The organism is Methanosaeta sp. UBA356, assembly GCF_002496465.1.
GTDB lineage: Archaea > Halobacteriota > Methanosarcinia > Methanotrichales > Methanotrichaceae > Methanothrix > Methanothrix soehngenii.
This window is the reverse complement of the sequence record NZ_DAKC01000111.1, coordinates 4443-7252: the sequence shown is the minus strand read 5'-3', so window position 1 is coordinate 7252 and position 2810 is coordinate 4443. Positions and strand designations below refer to the sequence as shown.

Genomic DNA, 2810 nt, shown 5'->3' with positions numbered 1-2810 from the left:
CAGGGGAGGCATGAGATCCTCAAGATCCACGCCTCCAGGACGCCCAAAGGAGAGGATGTGAGCCTGGAGGAGCTGGCGGAATTGACCGATGGCTATGTGGGCTCAGATCTGGACAACCTCTGCCGGGAGGCGGCCATGCTTGCTCTGCGGGAAGGGCTGGACCGGGTGGAGATGAGACACTACCGGGAGGCTTTGAAGAAGGTGAGGCCGAGCGTGGAGGAGCATATGCTCAGTTACTATGAGCGCATCGGCGAGAGGTTTAAGGGCGGAATCAAGGTTGAGCCGGCTTCGCTCGCTGGCTACCGGTAGCCTGGCGGAATAGAATGATGGCTTGAATCTGTGCATGATGCTTGAATTGATGCTCAAGTCTTGACAATTAAATTGGAGAGGAGGGTTTTAGGGGCATGGGAAAGGTGTTCGCGGGAAGCATTGGAGATAAAGAGATCGTAAACATCGATGGCACAGTCCTGGGAGATCTGGAGAACATTATCTACGAGGTCATGACCGGCAAGCTGGTGGACCTGGTGGTAAAGCCAAACTCGGGCCTTGATCGCAGCAAGTACCGAGAGGACGGCAAGTTTGTGCTGATACCATTCAGCTCAGTGGTGGCGGTCAAAGACTACATCGTAGTGGATGAGAGCCGGGCTATGAAAAAGTAGGAGGCTGGGGCTCAATTCCTTTTCTTTGCCTTAAAACGTATCTTTGCACATATTCCCTGACTCATAGCGCTCATCTGGACACAGCCAGAGTTCTTCAGCACCACTCTCTGCTCTCCGGAAAGCTTATTTCTTCTTAGGTCCTCCATTTTTCGATGATGCGACTTAGATCTTATTTGGCCATCGGCATCCTTGTGCTCGCCGTGGTCCAGGCAGGCTGCCTTGGCGAAGAGGATGAAGGTGCAAAGGTCCTTTTGGAGACCAGCATGGGCAACATCACAATTCAGCTCTATAGCGACATGCCCATCACCACAGGTAACTTCTTGAGTCTGGTCGAGAAGGGCTTTTACGATGGGGTGATCTTCCACCGAATCATAGACGGCTTCATGATTCAGGGCGGAGATCCCGAGGGAACGGGCATGGGTGGACCGGGCTACACCATCGAAGACGAGTTCACTGATAATAATCGAAACGATCGGGGGACCATTGCCATGGCCAATGCCGGGCCCAACACCGGGGGCAGCCAGTTCTTCATCAACCTGGTGGACAACAATTTCTTGGACGACAAGCATCCCGCCTTCGGCAAGGTGATCGAGGGAATGGATGTGGTGGACAAGATCAGTAAGGTCCAGACCGGTGCCATGGACCGGCCGGCAAAAGAGGTCAAGATCATGAGCGCAAAAGTGATCGCTTGATCTTTATTTTTTCGATATATTGCATCAAAAGCCTTTTATCGCTCTGTCGACTATTATAAAGTGGAGAGTTGGAATGAAAATAGCTACATCAATGATCGCATTGCTAATGCTATCGCTAATGGTAATCGCATTGGCCGGGAGCTGCTATGCACAAGGCTCAAGCTCTGCACCATATGTGGGTGGCGATTTTGGCAGGGCGTGGCTGGGCAACATTGGCCAATTAAGTGCTCAACCTGCGAAGAGCACATATAGCGACCTGTGGAATTGGGGCGGCGGCCCGAAAGGAAGCATGGCGGTCAATGGCTACCTGATACCAGATCTGCGCTATATCTGGAAGTCAGAAAACGGCACAGGCTATTGGGCGGGATGGAAATATCCATACGCAAGCGGATGGTATCCTGGATACAATTATCCTTACTTGTTTGGCAGCATCTACCCCAGCAGCTACTACTATCCCCCAGACTACCTCTCCAGTGGATATTTGGCTCGCAGACTATATTGAGAGGAGAATTATCATGGTCAAGTCCAATCTATTGGCAGAATTTGCGGTATCGAAAGACCGGCTGATTCAAGCCCTGGCATGCGTGTCCAACCTGGCAGATAGGGCAGTTGTGCAGGCCATTGTTCATCCCAAGGATACCATACTGGGATTTGCCTTCAGCAACACTCTCGTGAATGGTGAGTCCGGGGAACAGATTTATGCTTATTACGTGACCACTCCCGCCCCCTTAAAGGGGCAGGCTTCTACGGTTTTGATTCCGACAGATTGTAGTCCCAATCTGAGTATATTGATTGCCGCATTCCAATCTCGATCCACCGAAAGCCCGCAATGAGGGCAGTTATGGACGCGATCAGAAAGCGTCTTTTCAACCAGAATGCCACACCTGGAACACATCTTAGATGTATTTCTTGGATCTACCAGGATCACCACCGAACCGGCACTTGCAGCCTTGTACGAGGTCAGAGTCACAAGCATATTCCAAGCCACGTCTGAGATGGATTTTGCCAGGCAATGGTTTTTGAGCATATTTTGAATACTAAGATCTTCAAAAGCGATCAATCCGAACCTGTTAACCAGATCCCGGCTAACCTGATGAGCAAATTCATATCTCTTGTTAGCGATCCTCTCATGGACCCGTTCAACGACCTTCGAGGCGGATCTCCTCTCCAGAGTACCTTTCGGTGCTTTTGAGAGCTTCCTTTGAACTCTGGTGAGTTCCTTTTCCTCTTCTCGGAAGAATCTAGGATTAGCGATCTTCTCGCCGTTAGAAAAGGTGGCGAAGCTCTCAAGGCCAACATCTACACCGACGAGAGAACCGTCTTTCCAGGGGGGCTTAGGTTGATCTTCCATCTCGACGGTGAAGCATGCAAACCATTTACCTGTCGCGGCTCTCCTTACGGTTAGTCGCTTGATCTTGCCTTCAATGGGTCTATGTAGCTTGATCTTGATATTACCAAT

5 protein-coding genes and 1 pseudogene are annotated in these 2810 nt (G+C 50.7%); 4 read left to right on the top strand and 2 right to left on the bottom strand.

The window, feature by feature from the left end:
- Both BP727_RS10720 and BP727_RS10715 read left to right on the top strand, forming a co-directional pair.
- Positions 1-309, top strand: a pseudogene (locus BP727_RS10720) (ATPase); the annotation flags it as partial.
- Positions 310-404: 95 nt separating this feature from the next.
- Complete coding sequence (locus tag BP727_RS10715) at positions 405-659, top strand: PRC-barrel domain-containing protein (RefSeq protein ID WP_013719009.1); 255 nt, start codon at positions 405-407, stop codon at positions 657-659.
- Positions 660-670: 11 nt separating this feature from the next.
- On the opposite strand, the gene BP727_RS10710 is transcribed toward BP727_RS10715, so the two are convergent.
- A complete protein-coding gene (locus BP727_RS10710) occupies positions 671-805 on the bottom strand; it encodes a hypothetical protein (protein WP_286858772.1) in 135 nt (44 codons plus the stop codon).
- Positions 806-811: 6 nt separating this feature from the next.
- Here BP727_RS10710 and BP727_RS10705 point away from each other — a divergent pair, with 6 nt between their 5' ends.
- A complete protein-coding gene (locus tag BP727_RS10705) occupies positions 812-1351 on the top strand; it encodes a peptidylprolyl isomerase (RefSeq protein WP_286858771.1) in 540 nt (179 codons plus the stop codon).
- 73 nt (positions 1352-1424) lie between these two features.
- Entirely contained in the window at positions 1425-1853 is a 429-nt protein-coding gene (locus tag BP727_RS10700) for a hypothetical protein (RefSeq protein WP_013719012.1), read from the top strand.
- Between the two features lie 204 nt (positions 1854-2057).
- On the opposite strand, the gene BP727_RS10695 is transcribed toward BP727_RS10700, so the two are convergent.
- A partial coding sequence (locus BP727_RS10695) for an RNA-guided endonuclease InsQ/TnpB family protein (RefSeq protein ID WP_286858769.1) occupies positions 2058-2810 on the bottom strand: 753 nt, incomplete at its 5' end.

Bases quoted from the DNA above. Each gene is read 5' to 3' on its own strand.
- BP727_RS10715 (WP_013719009.1), top strand. From the start codon at position 405: ATGGGAAAGGTGTTCGCGGGAAGCATTGGAGATAAAGAGATCGTAAAC.
- BP727_RS10710 (WP_286858772.1), bottom strand. From the start codon at position 805: ATGGAGGACCTAAGAAGAAATAAGCTTTCCGGAGAGCAGAGAGTGGTG.
- BP727_RS10705 (WP_286858771.1), top strand. From the start codon at position 812: ATGATGCGACTTAGATCTTATTTGGCCATCGGCATCCTTGTGCTCGCC.
- BP727_RS10700 (WP_013719012.1), top strand. From the start codon at position 1,425: ATGAAAATAGCTACATCAATGATCGCATTGCTAATGCTATCGCTAATG.